The 24,603-nt window shown below is 60.6% G+C and carries 25 protein-coding genes; 5 read left to right on the top strand and 20 right to left on the bottom strand.

Features of this window, described 5'->3' with window-relative positions:
- Nucleotide 1: 1 nt before the first annotated feature.
- From ACWHYV_RS05490 to ACWHYV_RS05455, 8 genes are all read right to left on the bottom strand, one after another.
- Nucleotides 2-1,468, bottom strand: coding sequence for a ShlB/FhaC/HecB family hemolysin secretion/activation protein (locus ACWHYV_RS05490; protein WP_447979648.1), 1,467 nt, complete (start codon nt 1,466-1,468; stop codon nt 2-4).
- 402 nt (nt 1,469-1,870) lie between these two features.
- Nucleotides 1,871-2,683, bottom strand: a complete 813-nt coding sequence (locus tag ACWHYV_RS05485) for an IS1595 family transposase (RefSeq protein WP_447976685.1) — start codon at nt 2,681-2,683, stop codon at nt 1,871-1,873.
- A gap of 168 nt (nt 2,684-2,851) precedes the next feature.
- Nucleotides 2,852-3,415 carry a YqgE/AlgH family protein gene (locus ACWHYV_RS05480; RefSeq protein ID WP_447979647.1) on the bottom strand — a complete coding sequence of 188 codons (564 nt, stop codon included), beginning with the start codon at nt 3,413-3,415 and terminating at the stop codon, nt 2,852-2,854.
- A 96-nt stretch (nt 3,416-3,511) separates the two neighbouring features.
- Nucleotides 3,512-4,303: a nitrilase-related carbon-nitrogen hydrolase gene (locus ACWHYV_RS05475; RefSeq protein ID WP_447979646.1), complete on the bottom strand. Its 792-nt coding sequence runs from the start codon at nt 4,301-4,303 to the stop codon at nt 3,512-3,514.
- A 69-nt stretch (nt 4,304-4,372) separates the two neighbouring features.
- A complete protein-coding gene (gene smbP / locus ACWHYV_RS05470) occupies nt 4,373-4,729 on the bottom strand; it encodes a small metal-binding protein SmbP (RefSeq protein WP_447979645.1) in 357 nt (118 codons plus the stop codon).
- 97 nt (nt 4,730-4,826) lie between these two features.
- Nucleotides 4,827-5,702 (bottom strand): sulfurtransferase, encoded by an 876-nt coding sequence (locus tag ACWHYV_RS05465; RefSeq protein WP_447979644.1) that lies wholly within the window; start codon nt 5,700-5,702, stop codon nt 4,827-4,829.
- A 20-nt stretch (nt 5,703-5,722) separates the two neighbouring features.
- Nucleotides 5,723-6,991: a multiheme c-type cytochrome gene (locus ACWHYV_RS05460; RefSeq protein WP_447979643.1), complete on the bottom strand. Its 1,269-nt coding sequence runs from the start codon at nt 6,989-6,991 to the stop codon at nt 5,723-5,725.
- Between the two features lie 11 nt (nt 6,992-7,002).
- On the bottom strand, nt 7,003-7,947 hold the full coding sequence (locus ACWHYV_RS05455; RefSeq protein WP_447979642.1) for a histone deacetylase family protein: 945 nt from the start codon (nt 7,945-7,947) through the stop codon (nt 7,003-7,005).
- Between the two features lie 91 nt (nt 7,948-8,038).
- Between ACWHYV_RS05455 and ACWHYV_RS05450 the strand changes: the two genes are divergently transcribed.
- Nucleotides 8,039-8,353, top strand: coding sequence for a tetratricopeptide repeat protein (locus ACWHYV_RS05450; protein WP_447979641.1), 315 nt, complete (start codon nt 8,039-8,041; stop codon nt 8,351-8,353).
- A 1-nt stretch (nt 8,354) separates the two neighbouring features.
- Here the strand turns inward: ACWHYV_RS05450 and ACWHYV_RS05445 are convergent, their stop codons facing one another.
- Entirely contained in the window at nt 8,355-9,200 is an 846-nt protein-coding gene (locus tag ACWHYV_RS05445) for a hypothetical protein (RefSeq protein ID WP_447979640.1), read from the bottom strand.
- Nucleotides 9,201-9,234: 34 nt separating this feature from the next.
- Nucleotides 9,235-9,540 (bottom strand): hypothetical protein, encoded by a 306-nt coding sequence (locus ACWHYV_RS05440; RefSeq protein ID WP_447979639.1) that lies wholly within the window; start codon nt 9,538-9,540, stop codon nt 9,235-9,237.
- A 175-nt stretch (nt 9,541-9,715) separates the two neighbouring features.
- On the opposite strand from ACWHYV_RS05440, the gene ACWHYV_RS05435 reads away from it, so the two are divergent.
- Nucleotides 9,716-11,539 (top strand): M3 family oligoendopeptidase, encoded by a 1,824-nt coding sequence (locus ACWHYV_RS05435; RefSeq protein WP_447979638.1) that lies wholly within the window; start codon nt 9,716-9,718, stop codon nt 11,537-11,539.
- A 534-nt stretch (nt 11,540-12,073) separates the two neighbouring features.
- Nucleotides 12,074-12,550: a bacterioferritin gene (gene bfr / locus ACWHYV_RS05430; RefSeq protein ID WP_447979637.1), complete on the top strand. Its 477-nt coding sequence runs from the start codon at nt 12,074-12,076 to the stop codon at nt 12,548-12,550.
- A 3-nt stretch (nt 12,551-12,553) separates the two neighbouring features.
- On the opposite strand, the gene ACWHYV_RS05425 is transcribed toward bfr, so the two are convergent.
- The 3 genes from ACWHYV_RS05425 to ACWHYV_RS05415 all read right to left on the bottom strand — a co-directional run bounded on the left by ACWHYV_RS05425 (nt 12,554) and on the right by ACWHYV_RS05415 (nt 15,154).
- Nucleotides 12,554-13,144 (bottom strand): flavodoxin family protein, encoded by a 591-nt coding sequence (locus ACWHYV_RS05425; protein WP_447979636.1) that lies wholly within the window; start codon nt 13,142-13,144, stop codon nt 12,554-12,556.
- Between the two features lie 78 nt (nt 13,145-13,222).
- Nucleotides 13,223-13,408, bottom strand: a complete 186-nt coding sequence (locus ACWHYV_RS05420) for a hypothetical protein (protein WP_447979635.1) — start codon at nt 13,406-13,408, stop codon at nt 13,223-13,225.
- A 54-nt stretch (nt 13,409-13,462) separates the two neighbouring features.
- Entirely contained in the window at nt 13,463-15,154 is a 1,692-nt protein-coding gene (locus ACWHYV_RS05415) for a long-chain-fatty-acid--CoA ligase (RefSeq protein ID WP_447979634.1), read from the bottom strand.
- A 5-nt stretch (nt 15,155-15,159) separates the two neighbouring features.
- Here ACWHYV_RS05415 and ACWHYV_RS05410 point away from each other — a divergent pair, with 5 nt between their 5' ends.
- On the top strand, nt 15,160-15,666 hold the full coding sequence (locus ACWHYV_RS05410) for a DUF192 domain-containing protein (RefSeq protein WP_447979633.1): 507 nt from the start codon (nt 15,160-15,162) through the stop codon (nt 15,664-15,666).
- A gap of 17 nt (nt 15,667-15,683) precedes the next feature.
- Here the strand turns inward: ACWHYV_RS05410 and ACWHYV_RS05405 are convergent, their stop codons facing one another.
- The 4 genes from ACWHYV_RS05405 to ACWHYV_RS05390 all read right to left on the bottom strand — a co-directional run bounded on the left by ACWHYV_RS05405 (nt 15,684) and on the right by ACWHYV_RS05390 (nt 22,036).
- On the bottom strand, nt 15,684-17,861 hold the full coding sequence (locus ACWHYV_RS05405; protein WP_447979632.1) for a RelA/SpoT family protein: 2,178 nt from the start codon (nt 17,859-17,861) through the stop codon (nt 15,684-15,686).
- Between the two features lies 1 nt (nt 17,862).
- Nucleotides 17,863-19,548: a single-stranded-DNA-specific exonuclease RecJ gene (recJ, locus tag ACWHYV_RS05400; protein ID WP_447979631.1), complete on the bottom strand. Its 1,686-nt coding sequence runs from the start codon at nt 19,546-19,548 to the stop codon at nt 17,863-17,865.
- Between the two features lie 173 nt (nt 19,549-19,721).
- Complete coding sequence (locus tag ACWHYV_RS05395) at nt 19,722-19,919, bottom strand: ubiquitin-like protein Pup (protein ID WP_447979630.1); 198 nt, start codon at nt 19,917-19,919, stop codon at nt 19,722-19,724.
- An 86-nt stretch (nt 19,920-20,005) separates the two neighbouring features.
- Nucleotides 20,006-22,036 carry a sodium-translocating pyrophosphatase gene (locus ACWHYV_RS05390; RefSeq protein WP_447980689.1) on the bottom strand — a complete coding sequence of 677 codons (2,031 nt, stop codon included), beginning with the start codon at nt 22,034-22,036 and terminating at the stop codon, nt 20,006-20,008.
- Between the two features lie 251 nt (nt 22,037-22,287).
- Here ACWHYV_RS05390 and ACWHYV_RS05385 point away from each other — a divergent pair, with 251 nt between their 5' ends.
- Nucleotides 22,288-22,536 (top strand): hypothetical protein, encoded by a 249-nt coding sequence (locus ACWHYV_RS05385; protein ID WP_447979629.1) that lies wholly within the window; start codon nt 22,288-22,290, stop codon nt 22,534-22,536.
- 39 nt (nt 22,537-22,575) lie between these two features.
- Here ACWHYV_RS05385 and ACWHYV_RS05380 read toward each other — a convergent pair whose 3' ends face one another.
- The 3 genes from ACWHYV_RS05380 to ACWHYV_RS05370 all read right to left on the bottom strand — a co-directional run bounded on the left by ACWHYV_RS05380 (nt 22,576) and on the right by ACWHYV_RS05370 (nt 24,321).
- Nucleotides 22,576-22,899, bottom strand: a complete 324-nt coding sequence (locus tag ACWHYV_RS05380; RefSeq protein ID WP_447979628.1) for a hypothetical protein — start codon at nt 22,897-22,899, stop codon at nt 22,576-22,578.
- Complete coding sequence (locus ACWHYV_RS05375) at nt 22,799-23,353, bottom strand: DNA-formamidopyrimidine glycosylase family protein (protein ID WP_447979627.1); 555 nt, start codon at nt 23,351-23,353, stop codon at nt 22,799-22,801. The genes ACWHYV_RS05380 and ACWHYV_RS05375 overlap by 101 nt, the downstream gene beginning before the upstream one ends.
- A gap of 392 nt (nt 23,354-23,745) precedes the next feature.
- A complete protein-coding gene (locus ACWHYV_RS05370; protein ID WP_447979626.1) occupies nt 23,746-24,321 on the bottom strand; it encodes a hypothetical protein in 576 nt (191 codons plus the stop codon).
- Nucleotides 24,322-24,603: the final 282 nt, after the last annotated feature.

The following is a 24,603-nucleotide window of genomic DNA, read 5'->3' as shown; positions in this document are numbered from 1 at the left end:
GTTAGAACCTCGCACTGGCTTGGATGTAAAGGGTGGGCGAACTGCCGCCGCTCATGGAGCCGCCGAGGGCTCTCGACGGGTCGATAGGGAATCCCACGTCGAACCGGAGCGCCACGTCGTAATCAGGCAAGGTGAGTCGCAGCCCCGGACCGACGCCCGTCAGTGAATGGAATCGCTGCTCACCGGCCGCCGGGTTTCGAACACGCACTGCTCCGTTGTCGAGGAACGCGAGGAGCTCTACGCGGCGGGTGATCGGCAGGCGCACCTCCAGGTTCACGCTGTATCCTTCATCCCCGAGGTGCTCGCCGAGTTGATACCCACGGACGGAGTCAGGCCCGCCGAGGAGCCACTGCTCGATGATCGGCAAGGGCCCCGTTGCAATCTGCCCTGTCGCGCGCACCACCGCGTAGAGATCGGACACGAGGCCGTGCATCCTTCCCGCGGACACCACGGCCTTCGTAAAGCGGTTGTCCGCCCCTTGGCGTGAAGCCAAGGCATGGTTGTCCCCCATACCCCCCAGCATCTCGCCCAATCCCTGGAACCCATAGACCGAGAAGAAGGATCGGCCGGCAACGTCTGTACGGTCATAGGTGATCCCGATTTTGAGCATCCGAAGATGGTCGTCGGCCGTGACCTGTCCGAGCATGAAGAGCTCGTTGTCCTTGGAAGCAAACCCGGCCTCTGCCCGGAGATTCTGGAAACGGGAGCGGATGATGGGATGGTCGACGGAGATGTCGTAGGTCTTGATGGTCCCGTTGATCTGTAGCGACGCGAGTTGACCGCCGACGTCGAATCGCCCATTCGAGGCCGACAGCACAAGACGCGTACCGTATCGGGTCAACGGCAGAAGGAACGAGCCGATCTGGAAGAGGAGGCGGTCGGGATTGTCCCCGATGATCCCACCGACCCGCAGAAGGCTGCCTTCGACAAGCAGATTCCCGATCTCGACCCCGGCGCCGAAGCGGTTCCGCGAGATGAAGGGCACGCCGAAGTTGTTGTAGTCGACCGTGACGTGCACCGGGCGCTCATCGCGCACCGTCGCCACCACGTCCGTCGTGGCGACCTTCCGGCCGGGCTCGAGCGACGCCGTCACGTACAGATTCGGGTGATCGTTCAGCAGCAGCAGCGCCTCTTCGAGCGTCTCATAGCGGACGACCGCCTCTTGCTTGACTCTCCAGAAGCCTCGCTCGACAAACTCCGACGAGTAGTGCGTGTGGCCAACCACACGAACCTCGCCCAACATCCCCTCGAGCACCGCGATCTCCACGATGCCGTCCCGGACCTCTTGCTCGGGCAGGTAGGCTTTGGCGAGGGTGTATCCGCGACGGCGATACTCGTCGGTGAGCGAGTCGGCTGCACGTTGCAGGTCGGCCACTGCCAATGCTGTCCCGACGAGCGGCGCCAAGACGGCATGGAGGTCTCGGAGGGGTATCACCGAGACGCCGGTGATCCTGAAGGCGTGAACCACGACCCGCTCATCCGGCGGCGCGGCGAGAGGCGTCGAAGGGGCGCCTTGTTGAGCGGCAGCCATTCGGACCTGGCAGATCGTCAGCAGCAGAAGAAACAGACAGACAGCGAGGCTCCGTGAAGGAGGTCTCAAGAACCAAGACTGTCGTGGTGCGTCGCGCATTGGAAAAACCTATGGCCTTGACTACGCGAGAACCACGCCCTGACAAAGCTGTTGATTAACAACCAGTTAGGTCGGTTGACCCTGTCTCATGACACGCGAGAACTAGGCGGCCGCGACAGAGGCATCCGCCCTAAGCTACGTAAGAGAACGAAGAACAACGAGCTAAAACCGTACCAAACGTCTAAGAATTGAATAAAACAGAAGGTGATTGCTAAATCTTGGGCCAAGGCCTCTTTTTCCTTAGGTGGAATAGCCAATCGGATACTCGAACAAGACCTTCAACAAGTGAGTCCCAAGCAACTCGAACAGATCATCCCGGCGATGATTGAACCGAAATTCCATTTCCTTCAGATAGAGCGGGAAGTGCAAGCGGCTGACGCCATGATACTTGCGCAAGCGTTCCTTGGCGTAGCTCCAGAACCCTTCAATGCCGTTGATGTGGCGAAGGTAATGACGCCCCCGCTGCACATAGGTCTGCCCATGGTCGACCGGCAGGTGTTTGCCGTAGCGCCGCAGGGATTTATAGCTGCTAAAGCGATCCGTGTAGAAGACGGCACCTTTGAGCGCTCGACGTTCGATTTCCCGCATCAGCGTCGCTGCATCGGCCTGGGGGACGACGACGGTGCTGACCCGGCCCTGCCGTTCCAAGATGCCGAAGACAATGACTTTTTGGCCACGGGCGCGCCCCCGCCGCCCTCCGCGGCGACGGCCGCCGAAATAGCTCTCATCGCATTCCAGTTCCCCGGTCAGCGGCCGGGCTTCCGTCTCGGCCATCGTGGCCATCCAGCGGCGGTAGGCCATAAAGCGCTGCCAGATCGGCAAGGGACTCATGCGCAGTTCTCGCGCCGTCCGCAGCGCCGAGATCTCCAAGCAGAAGAGCTGCAAGATCTGCAGCTCACGGGCGACCCGATCGGGTCGATACCGCCACCGGCAAGCGAGGCAGCGGGTGCGCGCCCCCGGACGATACTGCCGATGCGGTGTCCCGCACCGCACACACTGATGTCGTCTCAATCGTTCGTCGACGAGCCGAACCGACAGCGCCGTCTGTGTCATGGGCCAAGGCCTCCATTTTAGGCCTGGCCCAGAAATTAGTAATCACCAAACAGAAATGTATTATGAAACAACGTCTTAGAGAACTCTCAATGCCGGCAGTGCGTGGTGAGCGTTTTCGAACCAGCAAAAATCGTCAGCAGGGGAAAAGGAAGGGCTGAGGATGGAAGGTCAGTTGAGGCTGGGATCGAACGGCATTTCAGCGTAGAAGTCGTATGGGCTGCCCAAGGAACGCAAGATGTCGCTCCAAATTCTTGACGGATCCTTCTGGAAGACCAAATAGGGATCTGCCGGCAACGTCATCCAGGATCCTGTTTTCATTTCCTGCTCCAACTGGCCGGGGCCCCAGCCGGAGTAGCCGGCATAAGCACGGAACATCTCGGTTTCGCTGGACGACCGCAGCACCCGCTCGAGCGCAGCCATATCTCCGCCCAGATAGACTCCGTTGAACACATGGTGCGTCTCGTCCAGTTCCTCGGAAAGCCGGTAGAGGATCAGGACCTGATTCGGCTGAACCGGCCCCCCGGAAAACAAGACGTGACGTTGCCCTTCGAGCACGGGAATCTGCGGAAGCGCCTCGGTGATCAACATTCCCGTCGGTCGATTGACGACAATGCCCAACGCGCCGTCCGGGCCGTGTTCGCAGAGCAAGACGACGCTTTGCCGAAAATTAGGATCGCGCAACGATGGAGAGGCGACGAGAAAAATGCCTTTGCCGAGCTCGACCTGTTTCATGCCCTGTCCTTGCGAGGGTTACATAACACCGAGCGGTGAGAAGGCAAGCCGACCGTGCAAGAGCTCATACACCCTGGCGGTCAACCGCGCCGTCCGTTAGACGCGATAGTGCTCGGGCCGTCGGTCGCGAAAGAGGTCGTTCATCGGATTCAAAGACTTGTCCCGGGCTTCGAGCGGGTCGACCTCGCCCACCCACAGCTCCTCTTGATCACCGGATGCCCGGTGCACGATTCGTCCACGCGGGGTGACGACCTCGCTCTGCCCGATATACGTCAGTCGTTTCTTGCCTCCCCGCTCCTCCCACCCGGTTCGGTTGGCCGTGATCGCGAAGACGCGATTTTCCAGACAGCGCGTGACCATGGCAGCCGGACAATACGGGAGCACGAGATTGGAGGGATGGCAGAGGATATCGGCTCCGTTGAGCGCCAACGTCCGTGCGGATTCCGGATAGAACCAATCGAAGCAGATCATCACGCCGATCCGCGCGGTCCCGATGTCCCAGACACGAAATCCGGTGTCACCTGGCGCAAAGAAGAGCGTCTCTTCGTAAAAAAGATGCGTCTTCCGATAGCGGCCGATCAACCCGGAGGGTCCGACCAAGACGGCGGAATTATAGCAACGGTCCCCATCGCGCTCGGGCAAGCCGGCCACGAGATGCATGTTCCGGTCGCGGGCGAGCTCGAGCAATCGCTCGGTGGTGAGGCCGCCGGGAACCGGTTCGGCCAGCGCCTCGACTTCGGACTTCGAGACGAATTGATAGCCCGAGGCGAACAGCTCCGGCAGAACGAGCAGGTCGCAGTCGAGGCCGGACAGCCGGGCCGTCACGGTGTCGAGATTTCGCTTGATCTCACCGAAGAGGGGACTGAACTGAAAAAAGCCGACTCTCATGACTCAAAACAAAACGGGCAGGGTCGCCCCCTGCCCGTCCGGTCGCCTGTGCTCGATCGTGCTGAGCGACTACTTCACTTCCGAGAGATGGGTGACGGCGCCTTCGGCGGATTTGGTCGCCACGTCCGCGTGCCCGGCTTTCCCATGTTCGATGGCATCCTTCAAGCCCTTGATGCCTTCGGTGAGGTGTGGGTTCTTCATGTCCTTCTGAGCCGCTTCAGCGTGCTTCAGGGCACCCTCCGCATGTTTCACCAGAACGTCGGCGTGGCCCTGTTTACCGTGCTCCACGGCCTCCTTTGCATGCTCCACCGCCTCCGAGACGTGCTTGTTTCCGGCCGCCAGCGCTACCGCTGCCAAGAACGTGACGCTGAAAAATCCGGTGATGATACTCAGGACCAATGCGCCAAGAAGCAATCGTTTCCTCATGCCACACCTCCTCTGACCGTCGAAATGGTTGTGGGAATGCTTACGCGTGGGGACTGCCAGACGATAACACGTGATTTTTCGGAGTGTCAAGGGAACCTCAGGACGGCCGTTGCGCGTCGGGGTTGAGAATTTTGTGGAGTACCTTGGTATCCGTCTCCGTGGGCGCCGCAAAATCTCGGCTCCACTCCCACCATGACCCGGGGTAGTTCCGGACCTTCCGATACCCGACGAGCTTGAGCACAAAGTAGAGCCATGCGGAGCGGACGCCTCCCGTGCAGTAGCACACGACCTCGTGACTTTCGTGCAGCCCCCGGTCTTCGAGAGCCGCCCGAATCGCCTGGAAGTCTTTCACCGTGGCATCGGGATTCAAAAACCCGTTCCACGGCACGTTGATGGCGGAAGGAATATGACCCGGGCGCGGGATGCCGGGGATCTCCTTGCCGACGTATTCCTCCACGCTGCGCGCGTCGACCAGCACGGTATCCGGATGAGGGCGTTTCACGAGTCGTTTCAGCTCGTCCTTCACGGCAATGAGCTCGGGACGAGGCGACGCGGTGAAGTTGCCCGGCGTCACGGACGTCACACCGTGCTCGTACCGGCGCTTCTCCGCAATCCATTTGACCCATCCCCCGTCCAAGATCCGGAGGTTGTCCAAGCCCAGGTATTCAAGCATCCAGAACATCCGGCCTTCGTCCCCCCAGTTGTCGAACGGGTTGGAATAGATGACCACATCGGTATCGTTGCTGATTCCCAGCGCACGGATCTTCTGCTCCAGTCGCGAGATATCGGGATCGAGCAGCCCCTTGGCGACGGCGTTGGAATCGCTGAAGTCGTGCCAGGTCGCATGGACGGCACCGGGGATGTGGCCGCCGAAGGCATAGGCGGCCTTGCCGCGTACGTCGACGACGACGAGACCCGGTCGCCCAAGGTTTTGTTCCAACGTTTCGGTGTCAATCAACCATGGAGACCGCATGATACTCCTTTTCTTCTTCCCTAGCCGGCCACCTTCGGCCCCCGGCACCCCAGACGCGCATCCGCCGCCTCCGCGGACACGGTCGGCCCGAGCTGATCGGACAACGGGAACTCACGCTCGTAAATCACAAAGCGGTACGGGTCGCTGCCGGTTAGGCCATATCTCCGCTCCAGCATCTCGTGTTGCGAGTCGGTCAAAATATGGTAGCGCACTCGTGCTTTCAAAATCATCCCTTTCGCCGCCTCGGGCAGCCGATAGCGAAAGGTGTAGTCGCGGCTCGCCAACGGCAAGAGCCGATTGTCGTAGACCTCGAGGATGACCGGCTGCCACAAGATCCAGCGGCCCATCGTTTCGTGGCGTTCCTCCACCACCTGTCCGTGCTCGTCGAGCACCATGAATTCGACGGTGAAGTGCCGATCGGGATCGCCGGTTGGAATCTTGTGGCCGGCGCCCGCATTGATGAGCGTGACCGTAAAGGTGACCAGATCGCCCGGTTTGGGGGCGGGAGGATCGGCATGAAGATCGACCGCGACGGCCCGCCGGATCATGTCGGGATCATGGCCCCCGCGCCAGAGATGGCGGCGGCCGTGCCGGATGGGTCCGCCGTCCGCTGCCGGACGATCGACCTCCGGCATGTGGCAACTCTGGCAGATCATCCCCTTTTCCTTCATGAAGAACTTGCCTTCATACTCGGCGTAGGTTCCGCACGGACCGACGTTGTAAAACTGAGCCGGCCCCGAGACGACGTTATGGCAGCGATAACAGACCTGGGCCGTGCGGAAGCTCGGATCGAACCGCGTCGGATGCGGAGCCGCCGAGTCGTCGAAGGGCCCCAGCACCACACCGTCACGGACGTGGCAGGCGGCACAGGTGACGGCCTCCTTTTGATACTCGGCGTCGTAGCGCGGATTCGGAGCTTCTTCGGCCTTCTCCACGCGTCCGCGGGGGATGTCCTGGATCACGGTCGGCTGTTGGTTCTCGAGCGGCGTATGGCAGTTCAAGCACACCCAGATATTGCGATCTTTCTTCCAGTACGCCTGAAAAAACGGATCCTCATAGGCGTGGGCGTGAATGCTGCCTTTCCACTCCTCATAGATGTCCCGGTGGCAGCGGCCGCATGATTCCGCACGCAGGCTCTCGAGACCCGCGGGCACGGGCTGGAAGGGGATCGCTCTCGCGTAATCCGATCGGAGACCGAAGATGACGACCGGTTTGACCTCGGTGTAGTAGACATAGACGCCTGCACCGAGCAGCACGACGACGAGAGGAATGCCCCACCAGGTCCGCATGGCGTAGCGGCTCACGAGTCGAGCAGCGCGAGCAGGTGGCGCTCGACGGATGTCGCGAGCGCAGGCAAATGATAGCCGCCCTCGAGACAGGACACGAGCCGTCCCCCGCAATGACGCTTGGCTAGGTCGGCGACGAGCCGAGTCAATTCTCCGTACCCATCCTCAGTCAGCGCCATCCCGGCCAGCGGGTCATCCCGGTGGGCGTCGAAGCCCGCCGACACGATGACAAACTCAGGTCGGAAGCGGGCGGCGGCCGGCTGCAGGACGGTCCGAAACACCTCGAGGTAGGCGTCGTCTCCCGCACCCGCACGCATGGGGACGTTGATGGTGAAGCCCTTGGCCCGCCCTTCCCCGGTTTCGGACGCGAGTCCGGTCCCGGGGTAGTGAGGGTACTGATGGGTACTGAAGAACAACACCGAGGGATCATCGTAAAAGGTGTGTTGAGTGCCGTTACCGTGGTGAACATCCCAATCGACGACCAAGATGCGGCTGAGACGGTATCGGTGCTGAAGATACCGAGCAGTGATGGCCACGTTGTTGAAGAGGCAAAAGCCCATCGCGCGGTTGTGCTCGGCATGATGGCCCGGGGGGCGGACGGCACAAAAGGCGTGCTGAACGCCGCCCGCCATGATTGCGTCGGCGGCGGCCAACGCGCCGCCCGCCGCCAGATAGGCGGCGGGTAAGGATCCGGGTGACAGCGATGTATCGGGGTCCAGCGAGACACGTCCGATCGTCGGCGCCCGTCGTTTGAGCATCTCGAGGTACGAAGGTGCATGGACGCGCAGGATCCATTCATCGGCGACGGGGACGGCCTGGATCGGGACCAGCCGTTCCACGAGCCCGTTATCTTGAAGTCGTGACACGATCGCGCGCAGGCGGGCAGGCGACTCCGGATGTCCCACTCCCATGTCATGCTCGAGAAACGCCGGATGGTACATGAACCCCGTGCGACCCATGGCCGATCGTAGCACGCGCCATTTGGAATAGACAATTCTCCAAGGGCCGTGCTACGGTCCACCTGTCTCATTCTCGCCGCCGGAGGGCCGCATGGCGCATTCCCGCATTGAGCCGCTGAAGAAATTGTTGGCGCTGGATCCCAACGATGAGGTGGCGTGGTTTGGGTTGGGCAAAGCCTACTTGGAGGATGGCAACGATGAGGAGGCCGCTGCGGCGCTCGAGAATTGCGTGAAGGTCAAGCCCACCTACTCGGCCGCGTATTTTGCGCTCGCCCAGGCGCTGCAACGATTAGGCCGAACCGAGCGGTGCCGAGAGGTGTGCGACCGGGGAATCGAAGTCTCCCGAATGAACGGTGACGCGATGGTGACGAAGAACCTCGAGGTGCTGAAGCAACAACTCGGTTGACCTAGAGCAACCGCTTGAGCGTCTCCACATCGGACAGCCCCAAGGGAAACCGCGCCGCGGGATTGAACACGAGAAGACGGATACGCGGATGCCTGCGATCCCGGGGCCGCTCGACGATTTGCACGTTCGCCAGGCGAGCACCCGAACGATCCTGACTCGGCTCGACTTGCCAGAGGGACAGCAAGACGGCGCTGATGTGTCTGAGACCGGCTAATGTGACGCTGGCAGCCCCCGCGAGACGCTTCAAATCCAGCGCCTCCACATCGCGGCGATTCATGCGTTGGGTTGGCGCAGTGAGATCAGCCGGCGGAAGCGTAATCGCAAGCAAGACCGGCGCGCAGTAGTCCACCAACTGCTTGGCCTTCTGCCTGATCCGAGCCAGAATCCGTGTCGCGAGGGGGTGGAAGTGCTCACCGTCATCCTCCGGCTCCATCGGCTCTCCCTGGTCCGTTCGTGGGTCGATCTTCCCGAGCATGGCCGTCACTTCGACATAGAAACGCCGATCCGTCCCGAGGCACTCGAAATCGGCGGTCCTCGCCTGCGACTCGGGTAACAACGCCACCTGGAACCCCGCGTGCGTCAACATGGTCGCCAGCTCCAACTCGGCCAGGGCTGACTCGACGACTCCCCGATCAGTGTTCGACAGGCGCACCTGTAAGCGCGCAAGCCGCAGTTGACTGTCATGATCGGTGCATAAGACGGACAACGCTCGGCACCGTGTCTCGATCTCTCGATGCCATGTCGCCTTCTCGCGACCGAGAAGATGCGAGCGGCGCAACGTGCGCAGCAGGCGCCCGCGCGGACCGGCACGGCGCCGCGACCGGCCCCGTCGACCGCTTCTGTTCATCGGTGCGCCTCGAACACTCATCCCTCCGCTCGATCTATCGGTCCGGCTCTCCCAGCAATTCAGGATGCTCGCGCGCCAAGGAGGCATAGAGCTCATCGAGCCACCGCCCGGCACAGCCGAGCACCTCCCGAACCACCGGCTCAGGCTGGCCGGTCCGGGTGATGGTCCAGCGGGAGATGTACTCGAGCAGTGAGGTCCGGTCGAAGGAGCGGGACGAGCTCATCGCCAATGCCGTCAGCTCCCCGAACCCCGTTCGAATGATATCGGCGACCATGTCGCGACTGTACGAGGTGCTTGCCGTTACGTACTGGACGGCGCGGTTGATTTCCTGTTCCGTCATGGTTGCGCGCGTCAAATTCTCATAGCGTCAGGCCCGTGTCAAACCGCTTGGCACTCAGGCCCGTCGGTGAGGCGAACAGACCCTCTCCACGAGATGGCGCAACAGAACTTATTGATAATACGAATCAAATTTGCTCCTAATCCTGTAGAAGCGTGATGGTATCATGAAGCACCGGATGAAACGCACCCTTCTCAAACGCCACAGTGCGGCGAAGCAAACTACTCTCCGGGTACCTCCGAGAGGAGTCCCGGACCATTGGGATCTGTCCGACCTCTGTCCGGCGCCTCAGCGGGACGTGGAGGCCATCATCAAAGACTTGGAGGCCCGGATCGCCGACTTCGAGTCCTTCAGGACTCGGCTCACCCCCGAGATGCCGGCCCAAGCCTTCCTCGATGCCCTGCGACAGGAGGAGCACATTGCGCGCGACTCGGCCAGGCTTGGCGCCTATGCCTATCTCTGGTTCTCGGAGAACACCAAGAACCTCGAAGCGCGAGCCTTCAAAGCGAAGGTCGAAGAACGCTTGACTGCGCTCCAGAACCGAATCCTCTTCTTCGACCTCTGGTGGCAGTCGGTCGACGAGGTCAACGCCCCACGGTTGTTGGCCGTCTCGGGCGACTATCGCTACCATTTGGAATCGATTCGGCGGTACAAAAAGCATACGCTGTCGGAACCGGAAGAAAAGATCATCAACCTCAAGAACACCACGGGCCGCAGCGCGATCCACACGCTCTACGACGTCCTGACCAACGGCCTCACCTTCACGCTCACCATCAAGGGCAAGCGCAGGACGCTCAGCCGGGAGGAGCTGAACGTCTACGTTCGAAGCCCCGAGCCCAAGCTCCGCGAAGCGGCCTACCGTGAGATGTACCGGGTCTTTGCGAGCCATCAGGATGTCCTCGGTGAAATCTATTCGGCGCTCGTCAACGATTGGCGGAGCGAGCAGGTGGAGTTGAGGCGCTTTCCCTCACCGATCGCCGCCCGTAATCTCGCGAACGACATTCCGGACGAGGCTGTCGAAGCGTTGCTGACCGTTTGCCAGAAGAACGCCGCAGTGTTCCAGGAGTACTTCAAGCTCAAGGCGCGGATTTGTCGGATCCGTCCGATGACCCGCTATCACATCTATGCACCGCATCGAGCCGAGCGCAAGCGCTATCACTACCCGCAAGCGGTCCGCATGGTCTTGGAGGCGTATCGCGCCTTCTCTCCTCAGCTCGGCGATCTCGCCGAGCAAGTCTTCCGGGACCGGCACGTCGACGCACGGACGATCCCCGGAAAACTGAGTGGCGCCTACTGCTACAGCGTCGTTCCCGGTATGACTCCCTACGTGCTGTTGAACTACACGGGGGAAGCCCGAGACGTGGCGACCTTGGCCCATGAGTTGGGCCATGCCGTCCACGCGATGATAGCCTCCACGCACAGCATCTTTACGTTTCACTCGACCCTGCCGCTGGCCGAAACGGCCTCGGTGTTCGGCGAACGCCTGTTGTCGGAGGCCCTGATGGCTCAGGAAACCAGCAAGGCCGTGAAGCAAGGGCTGCTGCTCGCCCAACTCGACGACATCTATGCCACGGTCGTGCGTCAGGCCTACTTCATCCTCTTTGAGCAAACCGCCCATCGGTCGATCGCCGAGGGAGCGACGGTCAAGGATCTCTCCAACGCCTATCTAGCGAATCTCAAAGAGCAGTTCGGCAAAGCCGTGTCGATTCCTGATGAATTCCGATGGGAGTGGCTCACCATTCCACATCTCTTTGCCAGTCCTTTCTATTGCTATGCGTACAGTTTTGGTAACCTCCTGGTCTTAGCCTTGTATCACCGCTATAAACAGCAAGGACGTGAATTTGTGCCCAAATATTTGGACCTCCTGGCCGCGGGGGGCTCGAAGAGCCCTGCGGACATACTCCAGAGCGTCGATGTAGACATGCGCTCTGAAACCTTCTGGCAATCGGGCTTCGATACGATTCGCGCGATGGTGGAAGATCTCGAACGCACGCAGTCCTAGCCCTACGCCTCACCCCGCTCCCCGACATTTCTCTTGACAAGCCGCCTTTGGATCGCTATATTCTGCCTCAGGCATTGATAACAATTATCATAATCGTTATATAGGTCGTGAGCCGCCCATCATTGAATGTCTCAACCATCTGACCGAGGGAGATTCCCATGTACGTCTGCCTCTGCAAAGGCCTAACGGAAAGCGATGTCCGACAGGTGGCTCAAGATGGGAGGGTATGCCCGGAAACACTGAAGACCTGCCTCGGCCTGGAAGATGACGATTGTTGCGGTCGTTGTGCCAAGAACATCCAGGAATTGATCGCGATTGCCAGCGGGGCCATGACCTGCCGCTGACGTCTGCATTGACCGTCCTGCCACAGCCTGCTCTTCCGTATTGACACCTCTCTCGGGACCACCTGATAATTGGTTTGCCATCCTGCCAACGTTCCACCGCTAAAGCGCTATTTTTACGTCGAGCGGAGGCCAGATGCGCGTGGTCGCAGGCCGTTGAGTTGCGTCTCATGTCTAAGAAGAGGGGACCCGAATGAAAGCCAAAGAGGGTGTGATCGACCTGTTGAATCGCATCTTGACGAACGAATTGACCGCTATCAACCAGTACTTCATCCACGCGAAGATGTCCGAGAACTGGGGATACGAGCGGCGGCACCACAAGATCCGCGAGTTCAGTTTCGACGAGATGAAGGACGCTGAAAAAACAATCGAGCACCTTCTGTATCTGGAAGGGGTGCCGAACATGCAGCGACTGGGAACGGTCCGCGTCGGTGAAACCGTCCTGGAACAATTGCAGCTCGACCTCCAACAGGAAAAGGACGCGGTCAGCCTGTTCACCGAGGCCATCACGCATTGCGCCAAGGTCGGTGATTACACGACGCGCCACATCCTTGAAGACATGGTCAAGGACGAGGAAGAGCACATCGACTGGCTGGAGACGCAGTTGGAAACGATCAAACAGGTGGGTCTGGAAAACTACCTCAGCGAGCAGATCAAGAAGGAGAGCTGAATCTCAGGGACGAGCACCGGCTTTGACCATTCGAGCGATGGCGGCGACCCGTTGGCCCAATTGCTTCGCCCCCGCCAGTTCCTTCTCGTCAATGCCCGGGCTGTCACCTTCGGTTGTCGCCGACGCACCGAATGCCCCTCCGCCGCCCACGACGATCATTTGGTTGCCCAACATGGCGGCCAAGATCGTCAACAGGGTCAACTCCTTGCCGCTCGATATCTGTCCGCCGGTCGTGAATGCGGCCCCCACTTTGTTCCGCAGCTTGAACTCCGGGAAGACCCCGAACTTGAACTGCCAGTCATCGAAAAAGGTCTTCACCTCCCCGGCCATGTTGGACCAATAGACCGGAGAGCCGACGACGATGGCGTCCGCCGAGAAGAGCTCCTCCGCCGTCACCTGACCGACTCGCTTGAGCCACACATTGGTGCCCTCTACGGACGCGGCGCCTTCAGCAACCGCCTGTGCCATCTTCTCCGTATGGCCGGTCAACGAATGGTACGCGATCAACACCCGGACGCCGGTTTCCTCCGCGGACAGTGGCGCGGCTGCGCCGAGGATGACTAGAGCGAAGACGCACCACATCCGCTTGGCCATCTTGGCGGTCTCCTTATGCGATCAGTCTAGGGGCAAGCTAGGTGAGAAAAGTCCGGGGATCGTGAGACGTAGGGAAGCTCAGTACCGAATCGTTTCTTCGTCCATGTGCTCTTCGACCGACACTTCCGTCAACGTCCCTCGATAGTCGCACTTGTGGCAGCGAATACGCCACTCCTCCATCCACTTTTCCTGTACGTAGGACTGGCGGCACTTCGGACAGACGAATACACCCTTTTTGTACAAGACCCGGCGCTTTTCTTTCATATAAACCTCCGAAAGCCGCGGACCACGAGAGCATCGCACAGCGGACGACCAATTTCAAGCCGGCCGCTCGGGAGCGCGCGCTTCCCGCCGCTTCAGCTCCTCTTCGATCAGGACCCGACGGAGCACCTTCCCGACGATCGTTTTGGGGAGCGCCGACCGAAATTCGATCTTTCGCGGGACCTTGAACTTCGCCAACTCCCGCCGGCAATGGTCCAGGAGTTCCGCGTTGGTCGCCCGCTGGCCGTCCTCGAGAACCACATAGGCCTTGATCAATTCGCCGCGGAGGTCTTGAGGAAGCCCGACCACGACCGCTTCCTTGACCTTGGGATGTCGGCATAGCACTTCTTCGACCTCCCGGGGGTAGACGTTCTCCCCCCCGGACTTGATCATGTCCTTCTTGCGGTCTTCCAGGTAAAAAAACCCGTCGGCGTCCATGCGAGCCAAGTCGCCGGTGTACAACCAGCCGTCCTTTAGGACCTGCTCGGTCTCCTCCGGTCGGTTCCAATAGCCGCGCATCACCTGCGGCCCTTTAATGACCAGCTCACCGATTTCCCCGATCGGCAGAACCCGCCCCGCCTGCTGGGCATCCACGATCTTCGCATCCGTGTCCGGAAGCGGCAGTCCAATGCTACGCCGACGGCCTTTGGAGCCGACAGGATTCACATGGGTCACCGGCGAGGCTTCGCTCAGCCCATACCCCTCCACCAGCCGCGCTCCGGTCAGGGCCTCGAAGCGGTCCTGAACCTCGGGATGCAGAGGACCGGCGCCGCTGATACAGAGCCGAATCGACCGTAGATTGTGCTGTTCCAAGTGTTGGTGGTTGTTGATCGCCGCATACATCGCCGGGACCCCCGGGAATACCGTAATGCCGTCTTTCTCGATCGTCTTCAGAACCTCACCGACCTGAAACCGTGGGAGGAGCGACAGCGATCCGGCCACACAGACAGCCAGGTTCTGGCAGGCGCTGAGTCCGTACACATGGAAAAACGGCAGCACAGCAAGGAACTTCTCCTGCCCCTCTTGTAAGGATGGCATCCACCGCCGACATTGCCATGCATTGGCGATGAGATTGCGATGGGTGAGGACGACGCCCTTGGGGATACCGGTCGTGCCGCCCGTGTACTGGAGGAGCGCGGTCTCATCGGGCGAGACCTGGAGCCGCGGCGCCACGCCGTCGCTCTGCTCCAACAGTCGACGGAACGCATGCACCTCCGACCGAACCGGGCGGGCGATCGCCTTCCCCTCCCTCCGCACCCAAGGATAGAGCAACCGTTTCAGCCACGGCAGATAGTCCTCGGGCCCGGTGAGGATGACGTGCTTGAGGGCCCCGCGGCGGAGCACAGGCTCGATCCGCGGGTAGAATTGTGCGAGCGCGACGAGCGTGTCACATCCCGCATCGGAGACCTGCCGTTGAATCTCCTGCTCCACATAGAGGGGATTGAGCGCGGTCACGGCGGCACCCGCTTTCAATCCTCCGAAATAGGCAATGACCGTCTGCGGAAGATTCGGGAGCATGAGGCCCACTACGCCACCCGGGGTCCCTCGCAAGGTGAGCAGGGCTGCCGCAAACCGGTCGGTCAGGTGGTCGAGCTGCCGGTAGGTGAGGGTGGCGCCGTAATATCCGGTAGCGGGACGATCGGGATACCGTTCGACGGCCTGGCGCAACAGATCCGGAAGGGTGCAGTCTGGATAGGAGAGGGTGGCAGGGACATCCGGATCATACTGTGCGAGCCAGGGCGCGGACATGGTCAATGCTTGACGATCGCACGCGCGACCATTACGATCAGCTGGTGGCCTCTCTCTTCGTCGTTCTCGCTTGTCTCGTCGTCCTGAGCGCGGTCCCTGGATATCCAAGTTCGGCCGGGCCCCAGGACGGACTGGTCACTATCACCCTGCCGGGCGGCGGGACCCTCTACGCCGAACTGGCCGATACTGCGGAGAAGCGTGCTCGTGGCCTGATGTTTCGCGAGAACCTCCCGAAGGATCGGGCCATGCTCTTCACCTTCGCCGAAGCTCAGCCCTGGTCGTTCTGGATGAAAAACACGCGCATGCCCTTGGACATCATCTGGCTCGATGGAAACAAGCGAATCGTCCACATCGAGCCGAACGTCCCCACCTGCAGCCGGACGGATGACGGATGCCCGCAGTACCAGCCGAACGAGAAGGCCATGTACGTCCTGGAATTGGCCGGCGGCATGGCCGAAAGCCTGAAATTGCGGCGAGGGGCGACGCTGACGTTCCAGGTCCCGGGCCATTGAGGCGCGCCCGCCGTGCCCTAACGATCCTGCCACGTGCGGACCCGACGGGCCGTGATCACTCCATCAACCCGCTCGATCCCTTTCAAGACCCTCGCGAGATGGGAAGTATCCGTCACCTCGATGACAAAATCCAGCTGGGCCTTCTGATCTTCTCGGGTGGTGATCTCCGCGCGGCTGATGTTCGCCTCGCTGCCTGAAATCGAGGAGGAAACGTTCGCCAGCACACCCGGCTTGTCCACCGCCAGCACCGAGACTTTGACGTTGTGAATGCTCGGCGCCGAGGTGTCCCAATCGACCTCCACGAGACGCTCCTTGTCATAATCCAACGCCTCGAGATTCGGACAGCCCACGGAATGAATGGTCAGGCCGCGGCCCCGGGTGATGTACCCCATGATGCGGTCGCCGGGAACCGGGTTGCAGCATCGGGACAACTGCATGAGGAGATCCCGCCCTCCCTTGACCTTGACGCCTTTTTCCGCCGGCTTGGCCGGATGCGGCTTGACCTCGGGCACCTCTTCGACCGCCGCCGACCGCTCGCCTTCGGGACGCGGCAGCAATCGTCCGACGACTTGTGCCGTCGAGAGGCGGCCGTAGCCGATCGCCGCCGCCAATTCGTCCACCGACTCGTGGCCCAACTCGCGGGCGACCTGGAGCAATTGGTCGGACTTCAACGTTTGAGCGTGAGGCAGGTCATGGCGACGGAACTCGCGTTCCAGGAGCCGGCGGCCGATCTCGATGCTCCGCTTCTGCTCCTCGATCTTCAGCCAGTGTTTGATCTTGGTCTTGGCCCTCGACGTGCGGACGAACTTCAGCCAATCCTTGTGGGGCACCTGCGTGGGGGCGGTCAGGATTTCGACGGTATCCCCGCTCCCCAGTTGATGCTTCAGCGGGACGATCTTCCCGTTCACCTTCGCTCCGACGCAATGATCCCCGATCTCGGTGTGAATCGCATAGGCGAAATCGACGGGGGTGGAGCCCTTCGGCATCTCCTTGACCAGGCCTTTCGGGGTGAAGACGTACACGACGTCGTGGAAGAGATCCAGCTTGACCGTATCCATGAATTGCCGATTATCGGTCAGGTCCTGGTGCCACTCCACGAACTGCCGCAGCCAACTGAACACCTTGCCGTCCTTGTCGTCGACTTGGCCGCGCTCCTTGTATTTCCAATGAGCCGCAATGCCGTGCTCGGCGATCCGATGCATCTCTTCAGTGCGGATCTGAAATTCGACGTGCTCGCCTTTCGGACCGACGACGGTCGTATGGAGCGATTGGTACCCATTCGACTTGGGAATCGCGATGTAGTCCTTGAACCGCCCGGGGACCGGGCGCCAGAGGGAATGGATCAGCCCGAGGATGGCGTAGCAGTTCATCTTGACGTCGGTGATCACGCGCAGCGCCGTCAGATCATAGACCTCCTCGAAGGAGATCGATTGCCGCTCCATCTTTTGGTAGATACTGTACAGATGCTTCGGGCGCCCGTGCACTTCGGCTTTCAGGCCGGATTCGCTCATGGCCGCCTTGACGTGGCGGATGACGTCTTCGATATACGCCTGCCGTTCTTCGTCCCGTTTCGCGACACGCATTTTCAGCGTCGCGTAGACGTCGGGCTTGAGGTATTTCAGGCAGAGGTCCTCCAGCTCGTTCTTGATCCACCCGATGCCGAGCCGATTGGCGAGCGGCGCGTAGATTTCCAGCGTTTCCTGGGCGATCTGCTGCCGCTTGGCTTCGTGCAAGTGCTCGAGCGTCCGCATGTTGTGCAGTCGATCGGCCAGCTTGATCAGGACGACGCGGATGTCGTCGGCCATCGACAGGACCATTTTCCGGAAGTTTTCGGCCTGCTTTTCTTCATAGTTGCGGAACGGGATCTTGCCGATCTTCGTCACGCCGTCCACGAGTCGAACGACCTCTTTGCCGAATAGCTGTTCGAGCTCGTCGGGCGTGGCCAAGGTGTCCTCGAGCGTATCGTGGAGCAGTCCGGCCACCACGGCCGTGACATCGGAACGCAGGGCCGTCAGCACGCCGGCGACGGCGAGCGGATGCTGGAGGTATGGTTCTCCCGATTGGCGCATCTGGCCGGCATGCGCCTTCGCCGAGAACTCGTACGCTCGGCGCACCATCTCGGCCTCCGCCTCCGGACTGTACGAGTGGAGGCGAGTGATCAATTGATCAAGATTCGTGACGGTTTCGTACGGCATGTCAACTCGGCAGACTGGGGCGAATATCGCGGATCTTCAACTGCAGCCGATCCAATCCGTTCCAGCGGCTGATCTCGGGCATGAACGCGAGATCAATCGGCTGCTGGACCGAAAGTCGGCGGTCGGCGAGGGACCCCATCCTGAACCCGATCCCCTCAAAGGGGAAAGAACGGCCTTGTCGGACAACGAGTTTGAGATGGCCCTCTCCAACCGTCCGGGCATCGAGAATCGTCAAGCGCCGAACCGCGAGGACCGGTTCGGGATTGCCGGCCCCAAACGGGTGGAGCAACTCGAGTTCCCGGACGACCTGGAGCCCCATGCTCATCAGAGTAACCTCGGCATCGATGTGAAGCAAGGGATCCAGACCCAACGCGGGGAGGGCGTGACCGGCCAAGGCTTCAAAACGGCTCGTAAATTCGGGGATCTTTGTTTCCTGGATCGTCAAGCCGGCGGCGCTCGGGTGGCCGCCGTACCCCTCGAGCAGGTCGCCGCAGACGGAGAGCGCCTGATACAGATCGAACCCGGGAATGCTCCGGGCCGAACCTTTCGCGAGCCCGGCTTCGTTGATGGACAGCGCTACGGCCGGCCGATGAAAGCGTTCGACCAGCCGAGCCGCGACGATCCCGACGACCCCCAGATGCCACGCTCGCGACGCCACCACGATAGCCGGTCGAGCTCCCCCGTCACCGACCGCCGCCGAGGCCTCCTGCATGATGGCCTCTTCAACCTGCTGCCGTTCTCGGTTCAGCGCTTCCAGCTGGGCCGCCAGCGCCTCGGCCTCCGCCTCCGAATCCGTCGTCAACAGCCGCACCCCGAGGTCTGCATGCGCCAGGCGTCCCGCAGCATTGATCCGAGGGGCCAGGCGGAAGGCCACCGTGCCGGCATCGCACGCACCATCGACCCCGGCCGTCCGTTTGAGTGCACGAATCCCGCAGCGACGGCCACGGGACAGCAGGTCGAGCCCCTCCCGCACGCTGCACCGGTTCTCATCCAGCAGCGGCACGACGTCCGCGATCGTCGCCAATGCCACGAGGTCCAGCAGATCCTCGAGCGGGCAGCCCGGGTCGCCGTACTTTTCCCGGTAGCCCTGAGCCACCTTGAAGGCCAATCCCGCTGAGCACAGACCAGGGAAGGGGTACTGTGAATCGCCCCGGTGAGGATTCATGACCGCGACGGCCGGCGGGAGGTCGCCACCGCCCTGGTGGTGGTCGGTCACAATGACGTCGATCCCCAACGCCTGCGCCAGCGTCAACTCTCGATGCGCGGTCGTCCCGCAATCGGACGTGACGATCACCCGCACACCCTGCTGTGCCAAGTGCCGGATCGCACCGGCGTTAAGCCCGTACCCCTCTCGCAACCGATCCGGGATGTACCAAGAGACCTTGGCGCCGGCCGCACGGAACCACAGCAGGTACAAGCTGGTTGCCGCGATGCCATCGACATCGTAGTCCCCGTAGAAGCAGATCGGCTCTGCGTCACGAACGGCCCGCGCCAGGCGATCGATCGCCTTCTCGAGGTCCGGGATCAGAAAGGGGTCGTGCCGAGGGGCACGGCCCGTTGTCAGCCATGCGTCGGCCTGTTCTGGTGAAGAGACACCCCGTCCAAGCAGAAGAGAAGCGGTGAGCACGGATATGGACAATTGCGAGGCGAGGGCCTGCTGTTCCCTCGGATCGACTTGGCGAAACACCCAACGCCTGGAGAGGTGCATCCGTCGGACGCTGCAGAAATGACGCCTCAGAAAAACCTGAGGCATACTAGTGGGCATGCGGGGCTTTGTCAAACCAGACGCCGTAAGGCGACAGCTAGAACGAGGAAGGCGGCAGGACAGGGAACGAGGAGGGAAAAAGAAGAGAGGTGGGGCTACTCCCCACCTTTCTGGACGTAGTTCTTCACGAACTCTTCGGCGTTTTCTTCAAGGACGTCGTCGATTTCGTCGACCAGCTTATCGATATCCTCTTTGAGCTTCTTTCCGCTCTCGACAACCTTGGGATTGGGTTTGACGTCCTCTTTTGCCTGCGTCTCTTTTCGTGATTCCGGCTTCCGCTCTTGTTTCTCCATGGGAGCCTCCTTAACAGGCAACGACCGATGCTCGTAACATACTCCAGCGATCCAGTGCCGTCAAGCAGGCTCAGGCCGACGATGAATTACACGATCAACGGAATGATGAGCAAGGCCACGATATTGATGACCTTGATCATCGGGTTGATCGCCGGTCCGGCGGTGTCCTTGTAAGGGTCGCCGACCGTGTCACCGGTGACCGCCGCCTTGTGGGTCTCGCTGCCTTTCTTGCCTTGCTCCTCAATGTATTTCTTGGCGTTGTCCCACGCGCCGCCGCCGCTCGTCATCGAAATCGCGACAAACAGACCGGTCACGATGCTGCCCACCAACACGCCGCCCAGTGCTTGCGGACCCAACACCACTCCCACGACGATCGGCGACAACACCGGGATGAGCCCAGGCACCATCATCTTTCGAATCGCGGCTTGCGTGACGATATCGACGCACGTACCATACTCGGGCTTGGCTGTCCCTTCCATGATTCCCTTGATCGTCCGGAATTGCCGCCGCACCTCTCGATTCACCAACCCCCGGCTTGCCCCACCGCCTTCATACAGCGCACCGAAGAGAAACGGCAGCATCCCGCCGAGGAAGAGCCCCACCAGAACCGATGGATTCGACAGGTCGAATCCGCCGCCGAGCGGGTTGGGCCCGGCCGCCGACCGGGCATACTCGGCAAATAAGACGACCGCGGCCAAGCCTGCGGATCCGATTGCATATCCTTTGGTGACCGCCTTCGTCGTATTTCCCACCGCGTCCAAGGGATCGGTGATGTTCCGGACGTCCTTACCCAGATGCGCCATCTCCGCGATCCCGCCGGCATTGTCGGTAATCGGTCCGAAAGCATCGATGGCCACGACGATGCCGGCCATCGACAACATCGACACGGCGGCGACGGCGACTCCATAGAGCCCACCGGCCCAAAAGCTCACGAGAATAGCGCCGGCGATCACCACCACCGGCCAAGCCGTCGCCTGCATCCCGACGGCGAGCCCCGCAATGATATTGGTCGCATGACCGGTTTCGCTGGCCTTGGCAATTTCACGGACGGGCGAGAAACTTTTCGACGTGTAGTAATCGGTGATGAAGACCATCGCAAGCGTCACGACGAGGCCCAAGAGAGCGGCCAGATAGTAGTTACCGCCCGAGACGCCGCCGGCACCGTCCATCATCTTCATCGTGATTGGGTAGAAGGCGACCGCGGCCAGACCGCCGGCCACGAACAGCCCCTTGTACAGCGCGGACATAATGCCCCCGCCCGGTCCGACTTTCACGAACAGAATGCCGATGATGGTCGCGAGGATCGTCATCCCGCCGAGCGCCAGCGGGTACAGGATGGGCTCTACGGCCCCGTTGAACATGGTGAACGCGAGCACCATCGCGGCGACGGTGGTGACGGCGTAGGTTTCAAACAGATCCGCGGCCATGCCAGCGCAATCCCCGACGTTGTCCCCGACGTTGTCGGCGATCACCGCGGGGTTCCGGGGGTCGTCTTCGGGGATCCCCGCTTCGACTTTGCCCACTAGATCGGCTCCGACGTCCGCCGCCTTCGTGTAGATGCCGCCGCCCACGCGGGCGAAGACGGAGATCAAGCTGCCGCCGAACCCAAGACTCAGCAAAGCATGGATAGCCTTCTCCGAGCCGGCGATCATGGAGGCGATGGAGTAAAATCCTGTCACCGCCAGCAGCCCGAGACCGATCAGCAGGAGCCCGGTCACGGCTCCGCCGCGGAAGGCGACTGTCAAGGCGGCATTGAGGCCATTGTGAGCCGCTTGGGCAGTCCGGACGTTAGCCCGCACGGCGATGTTCATCCCGACGTAGCCGGCGGTCGCCGAGGCGACCGCGCCGACGAGGAACCCGACCGCCGTCGTCAAGCCGAACTTGTCGGACCAGAGTCCACCCAGCCATAAAATGACGAAGAGGCCGGCGGCTACGAGGCCGACCGTTCTGTATTGCCGATTGAGATAGGCCGCCGCGCCCTCTTGGATCGCCTGGGCGATTTCCTGCATGTCCTTGTTCCCCGGGTCGAGCTTGAAGACCCAGAGGGCTAAATAGACTCCATAGGCGATGCCGGCTGCAGCCGCGACACTGGCGAACAGAATCACACCCGTTGACACATCCACTGAAATCCCTCCTGGTCAAGGCCCTGACGCTTCAGGCAGGGGCACTCTTTGTAGCAGAAGCAGCGGACCCTGGAATATTCTTTGCGTTAGAGCGGCTGAAAAGCGGGCCCATTGTATACACCCGCGCCTCCGCGATCAAGACGAAACACAGCGAAAGGCCGAAGGTTCCTGGAGATCGGCGGCCGCGGATCGTTTGCGGGGGGCGAAACCTTCTGGTATAGTGCCGGCAGAGAAGGAGATCAGCCGTGGGACCGTCGTATATCGTCGTCGATGGAAAGACGTTCGAGAAGGAAGACCTACCGCTGGACAATCACGTGTACAAGAACTGCTCGATGGACCGCTGCCGCCTCTACTACAGTGGAGGCCCTTTTGAACTCATCGATACTCACATCACGAACTCGGAACTCATCCTCAATCAACCTGCCAAGAACATCTACTCCGCAATCCAGATCTTCAAGATGAAGTCCCCGGGCTCGAACATCATCGCGGAGTAGCGGGACTGACCGCTTGAAAGCGTCTTTGTTAGGGGGACATCAGACGTACAAGACTTGTTCTTCTGTGAAGTACGTGATCCGTGATCCCATGTTCTCCTTCATGATTTGGTAGCCTGTCGGGCTTACCGAACGGCGAGGATTATGGACGCGCAAAAATCCCCGGACTTCTCCGGAAATGCTGTCCGGGCTCTTCCTTTTGATTTCCTCTATAGCCTCGGTCAACACACGTCTTATGGAACGCAATAACTCCTCAACGAGGCGGTCAGGGATCCTGCCGACGGCGGATTTTGGAGAAATCCTGGCATGCCAAAGGATTTCGTCGGCATAGGCGTTCCCAATGCCACGGATAATCGCTTGGTCCATTAAAAAGGCCTTGACCCCCCACCCTTGGTCTTTCTGATATTTTCCTTCTAAGGTACGTGCCGTCTACTTCAAGTGCATCGGGGGCGATGCTTGGGAGAGGATTCAGGTTGACTGTCACCAAGCTTCTGGGATCACTGACAACAAGAGAGAAACCATCCGCAAACCCCATCGTCAGCACCCGGAATCTCGCCGAACTCGGATCAGCCGCAATGGCAAATCCCCCAGTTACCATCAAATGTACAGAAAGCGCGGCCTTGTTCGAAAAGGCAAACACGATTTCTTTTCCGGATCGTTCGACTGATACAAGAGAAGTATTGCAGAGTGAATTCCGCAGCTCTTCATGACTCGTGTTCAGCCGTGAGCCACCATGGTGATCAACGGATTGCACCGTCTTTCCTCCGAGACGAGCCATTAGATTTTCTGCGTACACGGCCAGATCCGGCAGTTCGGGCACGGCGTCTTCCTAATTCACAGTTATACTCCGGCGTTAGCTCGGGTTGCTTTCTGTTTTTACAGCGCGGTGGGCCGTTGCATCCTACCCACGCCTTGGCCGCGCATGAGTACGCGCGGGGCTCACCCCGAGCACCGGGGACCGTCACCTACTCGGAGGCTTTGCCTCCGGGGGCTGCTGTTTCTCAACCGGAGGCCTTGGCTTTGGAGGTTTGGGCTCAGGAGGTTGCTGATCCCTAACGGGAGGTTTTGCCTCGGGAGGCTTTGGCTCAGGAGGCTGTTGTCCACTTGCTCCTAGCGGTGGTCTTTTCTCGGGAGGGCCTTGTTGCGCCCCTGCTTGAAGTGACACAAGAAGGAGCAGACAACTAAGGCTAAGAGACACGCAGCTCTGGACCTTCATTGCGCCCTCTCCTCTTTGGAGGTCCTGAAGTCATACTGACTGGACAGTGACCAGCCCACCTCATTGGTGCTATCGGACTTTTGATCGTTCCGGAAATAGCTATAGACCCGAACAACGGCGACTTCGCTGGGTACGGCAAACTCAAATTCGATGAAATCCTTTTCTCCGGGTTCAATGTCCAACGGCTGCGTGAACTTCGTGTCTCTTTCCGCGATCAACGGCCAACTGAAACGGTCCGCGTTTCGCTCAATGCCTTGAAGTGCGTCATTCACTTCCTTTGCAGCGCATGGGCCCTCCTTCGGACAGGATAGAAGCGGCAGGATTCGTTGAATCCGGATGATCGACTTCCCTAAGATCAGCCTCGAGCTTCCCGTATTGGTCACATCTATCCCGACGCGTAAGAGATTTGTCTGCTCTGACAGCGCGACATGGGAGAGTTTCTGCTCGATGGTCGCATGCGGATAGTGCTGCCTTTCTTTGACGAACAGGTTGTACGTCCAGACGCCTCCGATAACGACCGCTGTGATCGTCACCAGCGCTTGGAGCGTCTCCACTTTCTCTTTGAATGTCATCACAAGAAACGTCTACCCGCCCGCTCAGAAATTGATCTCCCGTAGCGCCCTGCACCGGGCCTGAGGTGGCCCTTCTGCCACCTGTCGCCCTCTTCGAGACCTTTCCAGCGCTGTGTCTTGGACTGCATCTGACGGAAACGCCGGTATTGGTTGTAGAGGGCCATGAAGTTCATCGCGTAGGCGCGGCGGACCCGGGGTCCCTGAGTGTAGGCTCTTGTCGCGGTCGGGTCAATTCATGAGCCCAACGAATTGGTTGCATTTTTCCCCTGATCCCCGCTGGCT

Source organism: Candidatus Nitrospira bockiana (genome assembly GCF_965152565.1).
The sequence above is the reverse complement of the archived record's forward strand: the minus strand, read 5'-3'. Positions and strand labels throughout refer to the sequence as shown.